The 15459-nt window shown below is 72.4% G+C and carries 13 protein-coding genes; 8 read left to right on the forward strand and 5 right to left on the reverse strand.

The features are described from left to right. The first annotated feature begins 50 nt into the window (after positions 1–50). The gene (rph, locus tag G569_RS53825) at positions 51–2543 is read left to right on the forward strand and encodes a rifamycin-inactivating phosphotransferase (protein ID WP_037501387.1); all 2493 of its coding nucleotides are present in this window, start codon (positions 51–53) and stop codon (positions 2541–2543) included. On the opposite strand, the gene G569_RS0133920 is transcribed toward rph, so the two are convergent. Continuing rightward, the gene (locus G569_RS0133920) at positions 2479–7107 is read right to left on the reverse strand and encodes an nSTAND1 domain-containing NTPase (RefSeq protein WP_028066713.1); all 4629 of its coding nucleotides are present in this window, start codon (positions 7105–7107) and stop codon (positions 2479–2481) included. The two genes, rph and G569_RS0133920, sit on opposite strands and share 65 nt — an antisense overlap. A 24-nt stretch (positions 7108–7131) precedes the next feature. Here G569_RS0133920 and G569_RS0133925 point away from each other — a divergent pair, with 24 nt between their 5' ends. From G569_RS0133925 to G569_RS0133935, 4 genes are all read left to right on the forward strand, one after another. After that, the gene (locus G569_RS0133925; RefSeq protein WP_211233165.1) at positions 7132–7722 is read left to right on the forward strand and encodes an FHA domain-containing protein; all 591 of its coding nucleotides are present in this window, start codon (positions 7132–7134) and stop codon (positions 7720–7722) included. Between the two features lie 14 nt (positions 7723–7736). Then, entirely contained in the window at positions 7737–7868 is a 132-nt protein-coding gene (locus tag G569_RS66165) for a hypothetical protein (RefSeq protein WP_306765319.1), read from the forward strand. Between the two features lie 71 nt (positions 7869–7939). After that, positions 7940–8170, forward strand: a complete 231-nt coding sequence (locus G569_RS0133930) for a hypothetical protein (RefSeq protein WP_028066715.1) — start codon at positions 7940–7942, stop codon at positions 8168–8170. Next, positions 8167–9432, forward strand: a complete 1266-nt coding sequence (locus G569_RS0133935; protein ID WP_028066716.1) for a vanadium-dependent haloperoxidase — start codon at positions 8167–8169, stop codon at positions 9430–9432. The genes G569_RS0133930 and G569_RS0133935 overlap by 4 nt, the downstream gene beginning before the upstream one ends. 3 nt (positions 9433–9435) lie before the next feature. On the opposite strand, the gene G569_RS0133940 is transcribed toward G569_RS0133935, so the two are convergent. The 4 genes from G569_RS0133940 to G569_RS0133955 are packed head-to-tail and all read right to left on the reverse strand — an operon-like array spanning position 9436 to position 12873. Next, complete coding sequence (locus tag G569_RS0133940) at positions 9436–10638, reverse strand: ABC transporter permease (RefSeq protein ID WP_028066717.1); 1203 nt, start codon at positions 10636–10638, stop codon at positions 9436–9438. Next, complete coding sequence (locus G569_RS0133945) at positions 10635–11306, reverse strand: ABC transporter ATP-binding protein (protein ID WP_028066718.1); 672 nt, start codon at positions 11304–11306, stop codon at positions 10635–10637. Before G569_RS0133945 ends, G569_RS0133940 begins: the two co-directional genes overlap by 4 nt. Beyond that, on the reverse strand, positions 11303–12352 hold the full coding sequence (locus tag G569_RS53830; RefSeq protein ID WP_053227385.1) for an efflux RND transporter periplasmic adaptor subunit: 1050 nt from the start codon (positions 12350–12352) through the stop codon (positions 11303–11305). Before G569_RS53830 ends, G569_RS0133945 begins: the two co-directional genes overlap by 4 nt. Continuing rightward, the gene (locus tag G569_RS0133955; RefSeq protein ID WP_028066719.1) at positions 12349–12873 is read right to left on the reverse strand and encodes a hypothetical protein; all 525 of its coding nucleotides are present in this window, start codon (positions 12871–12873) and stop codon (positions 12349–12351) included. Before G569_RS0133955 ends, G569_RS53830 begins: the two co-directional genes overlap by 4 nt. A gap of 86 nt (positions 12874–12959) precedes the next feature. Here G569_RS0133955 and G569_RS0133960 point away from each other — a divergent pair, with 86 nt between their 5' ends. From G569_RS0133960 to G569_RS0133970, 3 genes are read left to right on the forward strand one after another with little or no spacing between them, the layout of a single operon-like run. Further along, the gene (locus G569_RS0133960; protein ID WP_028066720.1) at positions 12960–13619 is read left to right on the forward strand and encodes a response regulator transcription factor; all 660 of its coding nucleotides are present in this window, start codon (positions 12960–12962) and stop codon (positions 13617–13619) included. After that, positions 13616–14713, forward strand: coding sequence for a sensor histidine kinase (locus G569_RS0133965; protein ID WP_028066721.1), 1098 nt, complete (start codon positions 13616–13618; stop codon positions 14711–14713). Before G569_RS0133960 ends, G569_RS0133965 begins: the two co-directional genes overlap by 4 nt. Positions 14714–14764: 51 nt before the next feature. After that, the gene (locus tag G569_RS0133970) at positions 14765–15406 is read left to right on the forward strand and encodes a L,D-transpeptidase (protein WP_028066722.1); all 642 of its coding nucleotides are present in this window, start codon (positions 14765–14767) and stop codon (positions 15404–15406) included. Positions 15407–15459 lie beyond the last annotated feature (53 nt).

Below are 15459 nucleotides of genomic sequence, written 5' to 3' on the forward strand. Positions count from 1 at the left end.
CCCGGTGTGGTCCATACTCGCTCGCCGCAAGCGAGGTGGGGAGCAACACGATGGACCGCTACGTGGTGGCTTTGGGTGACATCGACGTGACGCAGGTCGGGGTCGTCGGGGGCAAGGGGGCGAACCTCGGGGAGCTGTCGCGGATCGACGGGATTCGCGTTCCGGCTGGCTTCTGTGTGACGACGCGCGCCTTCGAAAGGATCATGTGTGAAGCGTCATCGATCGACGAGCTGTCGCGGGTGAGCGCCGACGACACCCAAGCGATCCGCACCCTGAGCGCGGAGGTGCGCCGGAGCATCGAGGCGGTCGCGATCCCGGACGACGTGGCCGCCGCGATCGTCGAAGCGCTCGACCCCGGCGCCGCCTATGCCGTTCGGTCCAGTGCGACGGCGGAGGACCTGCCGACCGCCTCGTTCGCGGGTCAGCAGGACTCCTACCTGAACATCGCGGGAAGCGCTGCGATCCTCGAGCACGTCGGCCGGTGCTGGGCGTCGCTGTTCACCGAGCGGGCCGTGACGTATCGCCTGCACAACGGGTTCGACCACCGCAAGGTCCGGATGGCCGTGGTCGTGCAGGAGATGGTCATCCCGGACGTGTCGGGCGTCATCTTCACGGCCGATCCGGTCACAGGGAACCGGAAGGTCGCCACGATCGAGGCGGTCCGCGGACTCGGGGAGGCCCTGGTCTCCGGACTGGTGAACCCCGAGGCCGCGCTGACGGGCGAACAGGCGGCGAGGCTCGTCCGGCTGGGCAGGCGGATCGAAGCGCACTTCGGGCGCCCGCAGGACATCGAGTGGTGTCTGGCCGACGACGACTTCCACTTCGTCCAGAGCCGGCCGATCACGTCGCTGTTTCCGATCCCCGACGCGGGCGACGAACGGAACCACGTCTACATCTCCGTCGGTCACCAGCAGATGATGACCGACCCGATGAAGCCGCTCGGGCTCTCGGTGCACCAGTTGGTGGCGATCCCGCGCATGTACGAGGCAGCGGGAAGGCTGTTCGTCGACATCGCGCCGCGACTGGCATCGCCGGCGACGCGCGCGGCCACGCTGGAGGCCCTCGGGAAGGACCCGTTGATCAAGGACGCGCTGCAGCAGATCCTCGACCGCGGCGACTTCATCGCGTCGACCCCGGACGAGCTCCCGAAGACCCCGCCGCGTGGGGTCGCGCCGACCCCGATCGAGACCGACCCGGCCATCGTCGCCCAGCTGATCGACCGCAACCAGGCGTCCGTCGCCGCCCTCCAGCGCGACATCCGACAGCAGTCCGGCGCGGCGCTGTTCGACTTCATCCTCACCGACATCCAGGAGCTCAAGCGACTGCTGTCGGACCCGGTCAGCGTTCAGGTGATCATGGCGGGGATCGAGGCCACGTGGTGGCTCAACGACAAGCTGGAGGCGTGGCTGGGGGACAAGAACGCGGCCGACGCGCTGACGCAGTCCGCCCCCGGCAATGTCACATCGGAGATGGGGCTGGCGCTGCTCGACGTCGCGGACGCGATCCGCCCGTATCCGGAGGTCGTGGACTTCCTGCGACACGTTCAAGGCGACGACTTCCTCGACGAGCTGTCCGAGATCCCAGGCGGGCCGGGAGCACGAGCGGCCGTCCAGGCCTACCTCGACACCTACGGCATGCGCTGCGCCGGCGAGATCGACATCACGCGAGCGCGTTGGAGCGAACGTCCGTCCACGCTCGTCCCGATCATCCTCGGCAACATCGAGCAGTTCGAGCCGGGCGCGGGCGAGCGGCGCTTCGAGCAGGGGCGCGAACGGGCTCGCGAGTCCGAGCGGGACGTGCTCGAGCGGCTGCAGGCGCTCCCCGAGGGCGAGCACAAGGCCGACGAGGTCAAACGGATGATCGACCGCGTCCGCACGTTCATCGGCTACCGCGAGTATCCGAAGTACGGCATGGTCCGCCGCTACTTCATCTACAAGCAGGCCCTCCTGGCTGAAGCCGGGCGCATGCCGCTCGACGACCCCACCGACGTCTTCTACCTCACCTTCCAGGAGTTCCAGGAAGCCGTCCGCGCCGACCACGTCGACCGCCGGCTCATCGCAGAGCGCAAACGGAACCACGCGACCTATCGAACGCTGACGCCGCCCCGGGTGCTGACGTCGGATGGCGAGGCCGTCACCGGGACGTACAAGCGCGGTCACGCACCCGCCGGCGCGCTGCTCGGCGTCCCGGTCTCCGGGGGGACCGTCGAAGGACGCGCGCGCGTCATCCACGACATGGCCGACGCCGATCTCGAACCGGGCGACATCCTCGTCACCGCCTACACCGACCCGAGCTGGACGCCGCTCTTCGTCGCGATCACCGGCCTGGTCACGGAGGTCGGCGGCCTGATGACACACGGCGCCGTTATCGCCCGCGAGTACGGCCTGCCGGCCGTCGTGGGGGTCGAACAGGCCACCCGCCTGATCCGCGACGGGCAGCGAATCCGCGTGCACGGAACCGACGGCTACGTCGAGATCCTCAGCGAGGACAGACGTGACGATACGGCCGGTTCGGGAGCACCTCCCGCCACTCGTCAGGCGTGAGGTCGCGGCCGGCGATCTGGCAGGCGGAGCGTTGCAGGGTCGGCAGGTCGGTCGGCCACTCGCTCGTTGCGGTGAGCCCGAAGATCAGCAGCCGGCCATCGGGGTTGAAAGCGATCCCCGGCACCCACGCTTTCTCCTCGGGGTAGCCGCTGCCGACGCGCTTGCGCGTCGCAACGTCCCACAGCGCGAGGGGCGCGGCAACGACGGCGAGCAGGCGCCCGTCGGGCGAGAACGCGAGCTCCCCCGCTTGGGCGGCCGTGACCTTCGTCGGCGTCCGCAGCGTTCGGCCGGTCCGCACGTCCCACCACAGGACGCGCCCATCCGAGGTGCCGACCGCGATCATCGGCTGCCGCGGAGAGAGCGCGAAGGAAGGGGTGTCCTCGGTCACTCCGCGACTGAACCGCAGCGCGCCAGAGCGCGCGTCCAAGGCGATGACGGCCGCGCCGGCATCGCAGCAGTCGGACATGACGAGCTCCCGCCCGTCTCGGGTGAACGCCAGTCCTCCCGCACCGAACCGGATCGGCCGCGTGTAGAGCGTTCTGTCGGTGTCCAGGGCGCGCACCTCCACCTGCGATGGCTGCGCGACGGCGAGCAGTGTCCCGTGCGGTGACACGGCCAGCCTCAGCACGGGCTTCGAGTACCGCAGGCGCTGCACGACCGTCCGCGTCGGCACGTCCCAGATCGTCACCGTGCCGGCGTCGCCGCCGGTCGCCAGCCGCCGGCCGCCGGGCAGGAACACCGGCTGCGCGGGCGGCGTCCCGTCGCGCGCCGGCAGGACGGCGACGACCCGTCCGCTGCGCGGGTCCCGCAGTCCGGTCGTCCCGTCGAGGCGGCCGGCCGCCATCACCGGACTGTGCGCGTCGGTGACCCAGCAGACATCGCTCGAGCACCGCGAAGCGTCATTGGGGGAGCTGCGCCCGACGCGGCGAGTGCCTTCGGGGTCCCAGACCGTCAGGCTCCCCTCGCCCGAGGTGAAGAACGCGAGCCCGCGCCGGTCGATCACGGTGTCCGTGTTCCCACCCGCCGCGCCGCCCTGCGCCCCATAGGTGTCGACGACCTCGCCGCTGGCGATGTCCCAGATGTGCACGCCGCCCCACGACGGCCCGACGATCTGCTTGCCGTCGCGGGAGAAGCCGAGGCTGTAGATCCACTCGGTCGGCAGGTTGCCCTTGAAGTGCCGCACGCGGCCGGTGCGCAGGTCGAGCAGGGCGATGGCGGCGCTCGGGTCGATCGCGTGCCAGCTGTTGAGGGCCAGCGCCAGCGTGTGCCCGTCGGCTGAGATCCCCGGCCGGCCGCCGATCGGGAAGCGGCGCACGATCCGTCCGCTGCGGGCGTCCCACACCAGCGTCGCGCCCCGCGGCGCCGAGGTGATCAAGGCGCCGTCACGGCTGAAGAGGACGCGGGCCTCCATCTGGCCGTAGCGGAACGGATACTGCCGCCGCCAGAGCCGCCGCCCGGTGCGGCCGTCGAACAGCATGAAGCGCTGGGCTATCGGCCCGTAGGTATCCGGCCAGTTCCAGTTGGCCAGCCCGGCTGCGAGCCGCCGTCCATCCGGCGAGAAGGCGAACGAGAGGTTGATGAACTGGTCCGGCCCGACGCCGCCCGACCACGACCCGATCCGGTGCCACCGCCGCCGCGCGACGTCGATGAGGTAGAGCCCCGAGTGATTCTCCGAGCGCGTGCCCACGGCCAGCGTGCGCCCGTTCGGGGCAAAGCGGATCGCCTGCACCGAGACCGGCTCGGGCAGCTTGACGGCGTCGCCGGCCGGCTTGTAGGTACGCAGGTCGATGAAGCGCACCACCCCATGGACGTCCCCGCTGGCGAGCACGTGGTCGTCGGGGCTGACCGCGAAGGAGTACACCGGCGCGTCGGACAGCCGGAGCGTGCGGATCGCCGCCGGGTTCTGCTGCAGGATCGAGAGCAGGGCGCCGCGCGTCTCGGGCCGATCCTGGAGCGTGACCCCGGCGGCGGCGAGCAGCAGAGAACGCTCGAGGGTCGGCTCGCCGAGCGCGAGCGCACCCATCCGCTCGGCGTCCGAGCTCAGCGCCTGCCCCTCGGCGGCGGCCTGCGAGCGCCGCGCCTTGTCGCGCTGGCCCAGCGCCAGCACGCCGCCGGCGATCGCCACGCCGAGCAGCAGCGTCGCCGCGAAGAGCAGGGCGCGCAGCCGCCGGTTGGCCCGGATCTGGGAGCGCCGCTCGCGGCCGGCCTCGGAGGCGCTCGCGTCCAGGAAGGCGCGCTCGGTCGCGTTCAGCTCGCCGGCGGGCTCGCTCGCCGCGTCCAGGCGTGCGCCGCGATAGAGGTCGGACGGTTCGCGACCGCCGGCGTCCCACAGCCGCGCGGCCTGCCCCAGCTGGCGGTGCGCGCGCATGCCCGCGCGGTCCTCGTCGAGCCACTGCCGCAGCCGCGGCCACTCGCGGATCAACGCTTCGTGGGCGACCTGGGCGGTGCGCGCGTCGAGCGTGACCAGGCGCGCGTCCGCCAAGCGCCGCAGGAGCGCGTCGGCGCTCGCGGGATCGGCGTGCTCCGGGACGAGCTCGTCGATCGCCACGCGCCGCCGCGTGTCCTCGAGCCCTTCACCGAGCTCGGTCATGCGCAGGAACACGCCGCGTGCCAGCCGGCGCTGCTCTTCCGGCAACGCGTCGACGACCGCGTCCGCCGTGCGGGCGATGGCCGTGGCGACGCCGCCGCTCGCCCGGTAGCCCGCGACCGTCAGGGTGCGGCCGTCGCGGCGGTCCCACGTCGCCCGCAGCGCGTGCGAGAGAAGCGGCAGCGCGCCGGGCTCGTCGGTGACGTCGCGCAGGACGAGCTCGACCAGTCCGGGCTCGAGCCGCAGGCCCGCGAGCCGCGCCGGCTCGGTGATCGCGCGCGCGAGCTCGGTGGCGCTCATGGGTCCGAGCAGGACCTGATTGGCGGCGACGGCGCGCGCGAGCCCGGCATGGCCGCTCAGCCGCGCATAGACATCCGCGCGAACCCCGATGACGACCGCGCAGTCGAGCGCCAACAGGCCGTCGATGAACGCCCGCCGCCGGTCGGCGTCAGCGCACAGCGTGAACAGCTCCTCGAACTGGTCGACCACGAGCAGTCGATCGCACCCGTCAGTGACATCGAGCACCGGATCGGCGCCGGGCACGAGCAACGTGGCGTGCGTGAAGGCGTCGACCTCGCCGGCGCGCACGGCGGCGACGACGCCCGCGCGCAGCAGGGAGGACTTGCCGCTTCCCGAGGCACCCACGACGGCCAGCAGCCGGCCGGGCTCGAGGCGGCGGATCACGTCGGCGACCACTGCCTCGCGGCCGAAGAAGAAGCGGCGGTCCTCGAACGCCGGCAGGCCGCGATACGGACACTCGGCCAGCGGCGCGCTCGCGCCCGGACCGCGCACGGCCCGCGCGCCATCCGGTCCGACGTCGACGAGCGTGCAGCCGTCGGGGAGGTGCCGGGAGACGAGCTCCGCCGTGACGGCCGACACGAACACCTGCCCGCCGTCGGCATACGAACGCACGCGCGCGGCGGCACTCGCGGTGGGGCCCGAGTAGTCGTCGCGCCGGTCGGCCTCGCCTGTGTGGAGACCCCAGCGCACCGGGAGCGAGAGCTCGCGGTTGGCCTCCAGCGCCGCGGCGACCGCGGCCGGCGCCGAGTCGAAGACCGAGACGGTCGCGTCGCCCATCGAGGCGACCAGGCTGCCGCCGTGGCGCGCCATGGCGCCCGCGATCAGCTCGTCGTGGCGCGCCATCGCCGCCGGGTCCTCGCCCCAGTGGCCGTCGACGTCGGACAGGCAGAGCGTCACCACGCCGGTCGGCAGCGCGGCCGCCCAGCCCGCCCGCAGACGCTCCACCAGCTCGCCCGCGCTCTGTGGCCGGCGTGCCGGAACCGTGGCCATGCCGAGCCGCACCGCGGCTTCGAGCTGCTCGGCCTGGGCGGGGTCGATCCCCTCCCAGCTCGGAAGCACTCCCGCCGGCGCGCCGCCCGTCAGCAGCGCGAACGCCGTCGCCGCGAGCGCGTACACGTCCGCCGCACGCGACGGGCCCGCACCGGCGGCGAGCTCGGGGGCGCGGTAGCCCGGGGTCCCGGCCCGCCGGAGCGGCAGGTTCGGCGCCGATGACAGGCCGAAGTCGACGAGCTTGATCCGGCCGCGCCGCGTGAGGATGAGGTTGGACGGCTTGACGTCACCGTGGATCACGGGCGGCGTGTGGGTGTGCAGGTGGGTGAGCGCCTCCGCGGCCTGCGCGAGGTAGCCCAGGACGCTCGACGGCGCGAGCCCGGGGCGCCCGCGCTCGGCCAACAGCGTCGCCAGGTCGGTGCCGTCGACCCAGTCCATCGCCACCACGTAGCGGTCGCCGTCGAAGAAGTCCTCGCGCACGAGCGGCAGCGCGGGATGCGGTGCGAGGGCGAGCAGGATGCGCGCCTCGGTGAGCAACTCCGCGCGCGACGCGGCGTCGGGCACCGGCCGGATCTTCAGCGCCACGACACGGTCATGGCGGCGGTCCAGCGCCTTGACGATCTGGGCCTCGCCGCCCTGGCCGCGGAGCGCCAGCACCTCGTACCGGTCGTTGACGAGGGTCAGCACGGCGGGTGCCTTAGACTCGCCCGTGTGTCACCGCAGATCGAGGTGATCACCGGTGTCCGCAGCGAGCGCCTCGATCTCGTGGCGGACCGGTCGACCGTCGGCAAGGCGCCCGAGAACGACGTCTCGCTAGTCGACGACGCGACCGCGAGCCGACTCCACGCGGTGCTGGAGCGGTTTGCGGCAGGGTGGTGCGTCACCGACCTCGGTTCGTCGAACGGGACGTGGGTCAACGGCGAGCGTATCTGGGCGTCGCGACGATTGCGACACGGCGACGAGATCCGCATCGGCCAGACCCGGTTGGTCTTCCACGACCCGCTCACGGCCGCCGGTGCGGTGACCGAGGCCGAGATCGCGGCGCCCACGCTGACACCCCGCGAGCGCGACGTGCTCGTTTCGCTCTGCCGGCCGCTGCTCGCCCGCGACATGTTCACCGAGCCGGCGTCGACCAGGACGATCGCCGACGATCTCGTGATCACCCAGGCCGCGGTCAAGCAGCACCTCGCGAACCTGTACGACAAGTTCGGCGTCGCGCACGGGGACGCGCACCGGCGCTCACGGCTGGCCAACGAGGCGCTGCGCCGTGGGGCGGTCTCGCTGACTGAGCTCGGCGGATAGCGCACAGCGCGAGCGTGGCCCACCTGCGCGGCGCGCGCCATACCCGCTCGGGCGGTGCGGAGCTGACCGGCGGCAAGGCGTTCCTTGCCACCGGGCAAGCCTGTCGCGAAGGCAAGTTCGTGCTTGCCCGGCGCGAAGGCGATTGACCTCCGCCCGCCCATGGTCGCGAGTCACGAGCAGGCGGAGTATCGGGGTCGTTCCCGATCAGGAGGCTCCCATGAGCACCCGCACCGTCCTGTACGCCCTCACCATCGCTGTCGCAATGCTGACCCTGCCGGCGGCCGCCTCCGCCCGGCCGCTCTACGACCGCGAACCGCTGACGACCTCCGGACAGGCCGTCTCCAGCGGGCCGAGCCCGCTGCTCTTCGTCGCCGCCGCGCTCGCCGTCGTCCTGGTGATCGCCGCCGTCCGCATCGTCCGCTCGCATCCCGTCGCGGCGAAGGCATGACCCGCCGCCTCGGCCTGCTCGCCGCGGTCGTCGGCTCGTTGCTCGTGCCCTGTGTGGCGCGGGCCGACACCGTCACCGACTGGAACGAGATCGCGTCCAGTTCCATCGTCGGCACGGCGGGGCAGCCGCCGCCGGTCTCGGCCCTGAGCTTCGCGATGGTCCAGGGCGCCGTCTACGACGCCGTCAACGCGATCGACCGCCGGCACCGCCCGTACCTCGTCGCTCCGCCCGCGCGCCGCACCGACTCCGAGGACGCGGCGGCGGCGACCGCGGCGTTCCGCGTCCTCGTCGCGCTCTTCCCCACACAGCAGGCAACGCTTCAAGCTCGCTACGAGGCGTCGATGGCGGCGGTCGCCGACATCCCCGCCGGCGCAAGAGCCGGAGGCATCGCCGTGGGTGAGGCCGCGGCCGCGGCGATGCTCGCCGCGCGCGCCGACGACGGCCGCTTCAGCCCGTTCACGATCCCGATCGGGACCACCCCGGGAGCGTGGCGACCGACGCCGCCGGCGGGCGCGCTGGACCCGGCACCGTGGGTCGGCAACGTGCGACCGTTCCTGGTCGGCAACGCCCAGTGGCTGCGCAGCCGCGGCCCCAACGCCCTCACCAGCCGTGCCTACGCGCGGGACTTCAACGAGATCAAGACCGTCGGCGCGCTCCACAGCACCACGCGGACGGCGGATCAGACCGACGCGGCGATCTTCTGGCAGGAACCCATCTTCGGCCTGTTCAACCGGATCTTCCGCACGCTCGCCGCTGACCGGCGGCTCGGCGAGGCCGACAGCGCCCGCCTGTTCGCGATCACCGACCTCGCCGCGGCCGACGCCGCGATCGGCTGCTGGAACGACAAGTACCACTGGAACTTCTGGCGCCCGATCACCGCGATCCGCGAGGCGGCGGGCGACGGCAACCCCGCGACCGAGGCGGACCCGGCATGGCTGCCGCTGTTCGATCCCGCGACGCCGGTGGCCGCGCAGCCCCCGCTCGTCACGCCGCCGTTCCCGGACCACCCCTCGGGCCACAACTGCGCGACCGGCGCGATCGTGCCCGCGCTCCAGCGCTTCTTCGGTACCGACCACGTCGCGTTCAGCGCGACCAGCACCAAGTCCGGCACGACCCGCAGCTTCACCCGCCTCTCGGACGTGCTGCGGGAGATGATCGACGCGCGCGTGTGGGCGGGCATCCACTTCCGCACGGCCGACATCCAGGGCGCCCGGCTCGGCGCGAAGGTCGCCCGCTACGAGCACCTGCGCTACGGCTGGTAGCGCTCAGGCCGTCCGCAACGCCGAGGTGGGCGACATCCGGGAGGCTCGGACGGCCGGCATCAGCCCGGCGACGGCGCCGATCAGGAGGGCCGACGCGATGCCACCCGTCCACGCCTCGACCGGGATCACGATCGCCCAGTGCTTCGAGCTCGCGTAGACCGCCGTGGCGATGCCTCCCGCCAGCACGCCCACGACGCCGCCGATGACAGCGAGCAGGATCGACTCGCCCAGGAACTGCGCCCGGATCTGGCCCTTCGTCGCGCCGAGCGCGCGGCGGAGGCCGATCTCCGAGCGGCGTTCGAGCACCGAGATGATCATGATGTTGGCCACGCCGACGGCGCCCACGATCAGCGCCACCACGCCGAGCCCGAGGAAGAGGCTGTCGAACGCCCCCGCGGCGGCGGCGCGGGCGGTGAGCACGTCGGACGGCTGGCTGACGTTCACCTCGTTCGGCGCCTCGGGGTTCGCGGTCGGCGCGAGCAGCGACTGCACCGCCGCGACACGGTCGGTCTCCGCGCGCACGTAGATCGAGCTCGGCGGGCCGGGCTGCCGCTCGCCCTGGACGAGGCTCACGTAGCCGAGATACTCCTCCGCGGCCGGGTAGCCGATCAGCGCGCTGAGGTCGATGTCAGGCGCGAGCGGCGAGCTCTTGACGATGCCGACCACGTTGAACCACTGGCCTCCGAGCCAGATCCGTTGGTCGGGGAAGAGCCGGTCGATGCCCAGCCGCTGCGCCGCGACCCAGCCGAGTACGGCGACCGGCTCGCGGGCGGTCCCCGGGTTCAGCCAGACGCCGCGGGCGAGTCCGGTGTTGAGCACGGAGAGCAGGTTCAGGCTGGTGGCGCGCACCTGGAGCCCGCCGGTGTCGGTCTCGGGGATCAAGCGACTCCGGTAGACGCTCTTGCCCTTCACCAGCGCGGTGTGCGCCAGCAGCTGGACGTCGTCCAGGTGGGTGACGCGCGCCGGGGCCTCGACCGGCAGCTTCGACGGCTGGCCGGTGATGCTCTGGCCGGCCTCGACGGTGAGCATGTTCGTGCCGAGCCGGTCGATCTCCGCGAGCAGCCCGGCCTGCGAGGAGGACGACAGACCGAGCACCGCGACGATGGCGGCGGTCCCGATCGCGATCCCGAGCGCGGACAACGCGGCGCGCAACGGCCGCGCCCGCAGGCCGACGCTCGCCACCCGCAGCCGGTCCTTGACGCTCATGTCACCACCTGGCCGTCGAGCACGCGGATCCGTCGCGGCAGCTGATCGGCGAGGCCCGCGTCGTGGGTGATCATCAGGATCGTCGCGCCGTCGGCGTTGAGCTCGCGGATGAGCTCCATGATCGACGCGCCGGTCGTGCTGTCGAGGTTGCCGGTCGGCTCGTCGGCGAGCACGATCGCCGGGCGGCCGACGAGCGCGCGGGCGATCGCCACCCGCTGCCGCTCCCCGCCGGACAGCTTGGTGGGCTTGAACGTCGCGCGGTGCGAGAGGCCGACGCGTTCGAGCGCCTCGTCCGCGCGCCGGTACCGCTCGGCGGTGGGGACGCCGGCGTAGAGCAGCCCGTCGGCGACGTTCTCGCGCACGGTGGCGTGCTCGGCGAGGAAGAACTGCTGGAAGACGAAGCCGATCTCCCGCGCCCGCAGCCGCGAGACCTCGCGGTCGTCCAGTTGCGCGGCGTCGACGCCCCCGATGCGGACGACGCCGCTGCTCGGGCGCTCCAGCGTGCCGACGACGTGCAGGAGCGTGGACTTGCCCGACCCGGAGGGTCCGACGATCGCCACCAGCTCACCGCGCCGCACGCAGAAGGAGACACCGCGCAGGGCGTACACGGGCGGCTCCTCGCCGTAGACCTTGGTGACGTCGTCCAGCTCTAGGACGGCGTCGCTCATATCGACGGAACCACGACGACGTCGTGCTCGGTCAACCGGCCTTCGACCTGGACGCGCCCGTTGCCGGTGTCGAACAGGCCGAGCTGCACGGCGACCAGCTCGCGTCGTGAACCGGCGCGCACGACCTCGACCGCGTACCCGCCTCCGGACGTGCCGACGAGCGCGGTGACCGGGACGCTGAGCGCGTCGTCCACGCCCTTGGTCGTGATGTCGACGTCGACCGGGGCCTTGTCGAGCCCGCTCGCCAGGGCCGGGTCGTCGAGCCGGATGAAGGTCGGGATCGTCGCGTCGGCAGCCGCGCTCCCTTGCTCGGCCGGGGCCTCGGCGACGCGCCCGAACCCCTCGACGCGACCCGTCACCGGTGTGTTGCCCGGCAGCGTGATCCGGGCGCGATCGGCCTTCTTGACGTCGCCCTGCTGGGAGGGATCGAGGTTGACCTGGACGTGCAGCGTGTCGGAGGTGGCCTGCAGGAGGGGTGCTCCCGGACGCGCGGATTCCCCGAGCAGACCGGTGACCTTGGCGATCCGGATCGGCTCGGGCACGAAGACCGCTTCCCCGAGAGCGAGCTTCCCGGTCACGCGCATGCCCTTGTCGCGCTGAAGGCGCTCGAGCGCCTTCGACGTCTTGGAAGTGAACCCGCTGCCGGACTCGCGCAAATTCCGGTTGAGCTGACGGACGTCCTTGCCGCGCTCGCCGACGCGCAGGTCACGGTAGGCCGGGATCGCGCCGCACAGCAGCACCACCGGCTTCTCGTCGACCCGGTAAAGGACGTCGCCGCACGCGACCTTGTCGCCGTTCTCAGGCAGGCTCGTATAGACCCCGCGGGCCTGGTTGATCACCGGGTAGGGCGAGCCGTCCGACCGCGCCCGGTAGGTCAGCGTCCCACCCTGGGAGACCATCGCCGAGAGCGCGCCCCGCTCGACCTTGACCGTGTCGGCGGCGGGTCCCTGTGCGGCCGCGGCCGGATGGTCCCCTCCGGACAGCAGGACGACACCGACGATCGCCGCGCCCAGCACGGCCGCCGCGGCCGCCGCCCACAGCCTCACTTCTGGTCCCCCAGCGCCTCTTTCATGACGTTCTTGCACTTCGCCAGGGCGGCGTTGAGGATGTCCATGCCGCCTGGCCGGTTGGAGGACGGGATCTTGTACGTGTTGACGAGCGGCTCACCGTTGACGGGGTCCGGGAAGTCCTTGACGCCGTTCGCGCGGATGCACTGGGCCATCCGCAGGCTCGCCGACTGCTCCTTGGGGGTCCGCTTGGAGCTCAGCGTCCCCGGCGGCTGCAGGGCCTTGCACGCGGTGGTGGCCTGCTTCCACACCGCGGGGGTCACGCTGACCCCGTACTCGTACTGGCCCTTCGCGTTCGGGTCGGGGAAGTCGCGGACGCCGTGCGCGCGGATGCACTCGGAGAACTTCACCCCCTTCTCCTGGGCGGTGAGCTTCTTGGTCGAGGCGGTGGCGGTCGTCGTGGCGGTGCTGGTCTCGGACGGCGTGTCCGAGCCGCAGCCGGCGCCGATCAGGGCGACCAGCCCGAGGGCGACCAGCGGTCGTCGTCTGATGGAGATCACGCCGCAAGTCAAGGCCGCGGGCTGTTGCGGGCGCGTATGGCCTTTTCGATATGCCGCCGATATGCGTGAGCTCGTAGCCTCGGAGGATGCGCGTGCTGCTGGTTGAGGACGAGCCGTACATGGCGGAGGCGATCCGCGACGGGCTGCGGCTGGAGGCGATCGCGGCGGACATCGCTCCAGACGGCGACGCGGCGTTGGACCTGTTGGCGATCAACGTCTACGACATCGCCGTCCTCGACCGGGACGTCCCCGGCCCCACCGGTGACGAGATCGCGAGGCACATCGTCGCCTCGGGCAGCGGCATGCCGATCCTGATGCTCACCGCCGCCGACCGGCTCGACGACAAGGCGTCCGGGTTCGAGCTCGGCGCCGACGACTACTTGACGAAGCCGTTCGACCTCCGAGAGCTCGTGCTGCGGCTCAGGGCGCTCGACCGCCGCCGTGCCCACAGCCGGCCGCCGGTGCGCGAGATCGCGGGGCTGCGGCTCGACCCGTTCCGCCGCGAGGTCTTCCGCGACGGCCGCTACGTCGCGCTGACCCGGAAGCAGTTCGCCGTGCTCGAGGTGCTCGTCGCCGCCGAGGGCGGCGTCGTCAGCGCCGAGGCGCTCCTGGAGCAGGCGTGGGACGAGCACGCGGACCCGTTCACCAACGCCGTCCGCATCACGGTGTCAGGACTGCGCAAACGCCTGGGCGAACCGTGGATCATCGCGACCGTGGCCGGCTCCGGGTACCGCATCGACACTTGAGCGTCCGCCTCAAACTCACCCTCAGCTACGCCGGGTTCCTGATGCTCGCCGGTGCGTTGCTGCTGGGCGCCGTATGGCTGTTCCTCCTGCGCTACGTCCCCGATCGCGCGTTCCTGCGCGTCGCGAACGCGCCCCTCCCGGGTCCCTTTCCCGTCCGCTCCAACCTCCTGCACGTCTTCGCGCCGCGGGCGGCCGCCGTGATGGCGTTCCTGCTCGTGTTCGGCCTCGTCGGCGGGTGGCTCCTGGCCGGTCGCATGCTCGCTCCGCTGGAGCGCATAACGGACGCGACGCGCCTGGCGGCGACCGGCTCGCTGTCGCACCGCATCCGCCTTGAGGGCCGCAACGACGAGTTCCGGGAGCTCGCCGACGCCTTCGACGCCATGCTCGCGCGGCTCGAGGCCCACGTCTCCGAACAGCAGCGGTTCGCCGCCAACGCGTCGCACGAGCTGCGCACCCCGCTGGCGATCACGCAGACGCTGCTCGACGTCGCCCGCAACGATCAAAGCCGTGGGGAGGACGAGCTCGTCGACCGCCTGCACTTCGTCAACACGCGGGCGATCGACCTCACCGAGGCGCTGCTGCTGCTCAGCCGCGCCGACCAGGCATCGTTCGTCCGCGAACCCGTCGACCTGTCGCTGATCGCCGAGGAAGCCACCGAGACGCTGCTCGGACTCGCCGAGGAGCGCGGCGCGACGATCGAGACCTCGGGCGACACGGCCCGCGCTCTCGGTTCACCCGCGCTCCTGCAGCAGCTGGCGACGAACCTCGTGCACAACGCGATCGTCCACAACCTGCCGGGCCACGGCGCCGTCTGGGTCACCACCAGCGCTCAGCCCGACAGCGTGGCGCTCACCGTCGAGAACACCGGTGAGACGCTCTCCCCGGAGGTGGTGGCCACGCTGGCCGAGCCGTTCCAGCGCGGCTCCATGCGCACCCGCACCGACCACGCGGGCGTCGGCCTCGGCCTGGCCATCGTCCAGAGCATCGCCCAGGCGCACGACGGCACCCTGAGCCTGACGCCGCGGACCGATGGCGGGCTCCGCGTCACGGTACGACTCCCCGTCAGAGCCAGCCCTTCTTCCACGGACCGGTGATTCGCGGTGGTCGCGCTGGCGTTATCGGCTGGTGATCGGCACACTGGTGCTGTGCCCCCGCTCGATGCCGGACTGGTGGCCGCCCTCGCCGCCGCCGCTCTGACTGCGCCCTCGGGCGCGACCGAGACGGTCGGCCCGGCGCACGCGTCGGGCATCGTCGTGCACAGCGCGCCGGACGGGCGGGCGCTCGTGCGGCTCGGGGCGCGGACGCCCTACGGCGGGCGACTGCGGTTGTGGGTGCGCCAACGGCGCGGCGGCTGGATCAAGGTCGCGGTCGAGGACGGGCGCGGCGGCGTCGGGTGGGTACGCGCCCGCGACACGCGGCGCGCCGGGTATCGCCGGTTCCGGGTCGAGTTGGACCGGTCCGCGCGGCGGCTGAGCGTCATCGGCGGCGGCTCGCGCTGGAGCACGCCGGTCGTGCTCGGCGGCGACGAGACCCCGACCCCGCTCGGCACCTTCCAGGTCACCGACCGGATCGACGGGTCCCGCTTCGCCGGCGTCTACGGCGCGCGCGTCCTCGTCCTCTCCGCCTACGGCGACGGGACGAAGACGTCGCGGGTCGCGATCCACGGCGTCCCACCCGCGGCGACGACCAAGGCCTTCAGCCACGGCTGCGTCCGCGTGCCGCGCGCCGCGCTGCTGCGGCTCTTCAGGGACGCCCCGCCCGGCACCCCGGTCCGAGTGACCGCCTGACGGTCCGGGTCACCTGAAGTGGGTGATGCGCGCCCACCAATCGGCCGCGAACG

The sequence above is a fragment of the Solirubrobacter soli DSM 22325 genome, from assembly GCF_000423665.1.
GTDB classification, from domain to species: Bacteria; Actinomycetota; Thermoleophilia; order Solirubrobacterales; family Solirubrobacteraceae; genus Solirubrobacter; species Solirubrobacter soli.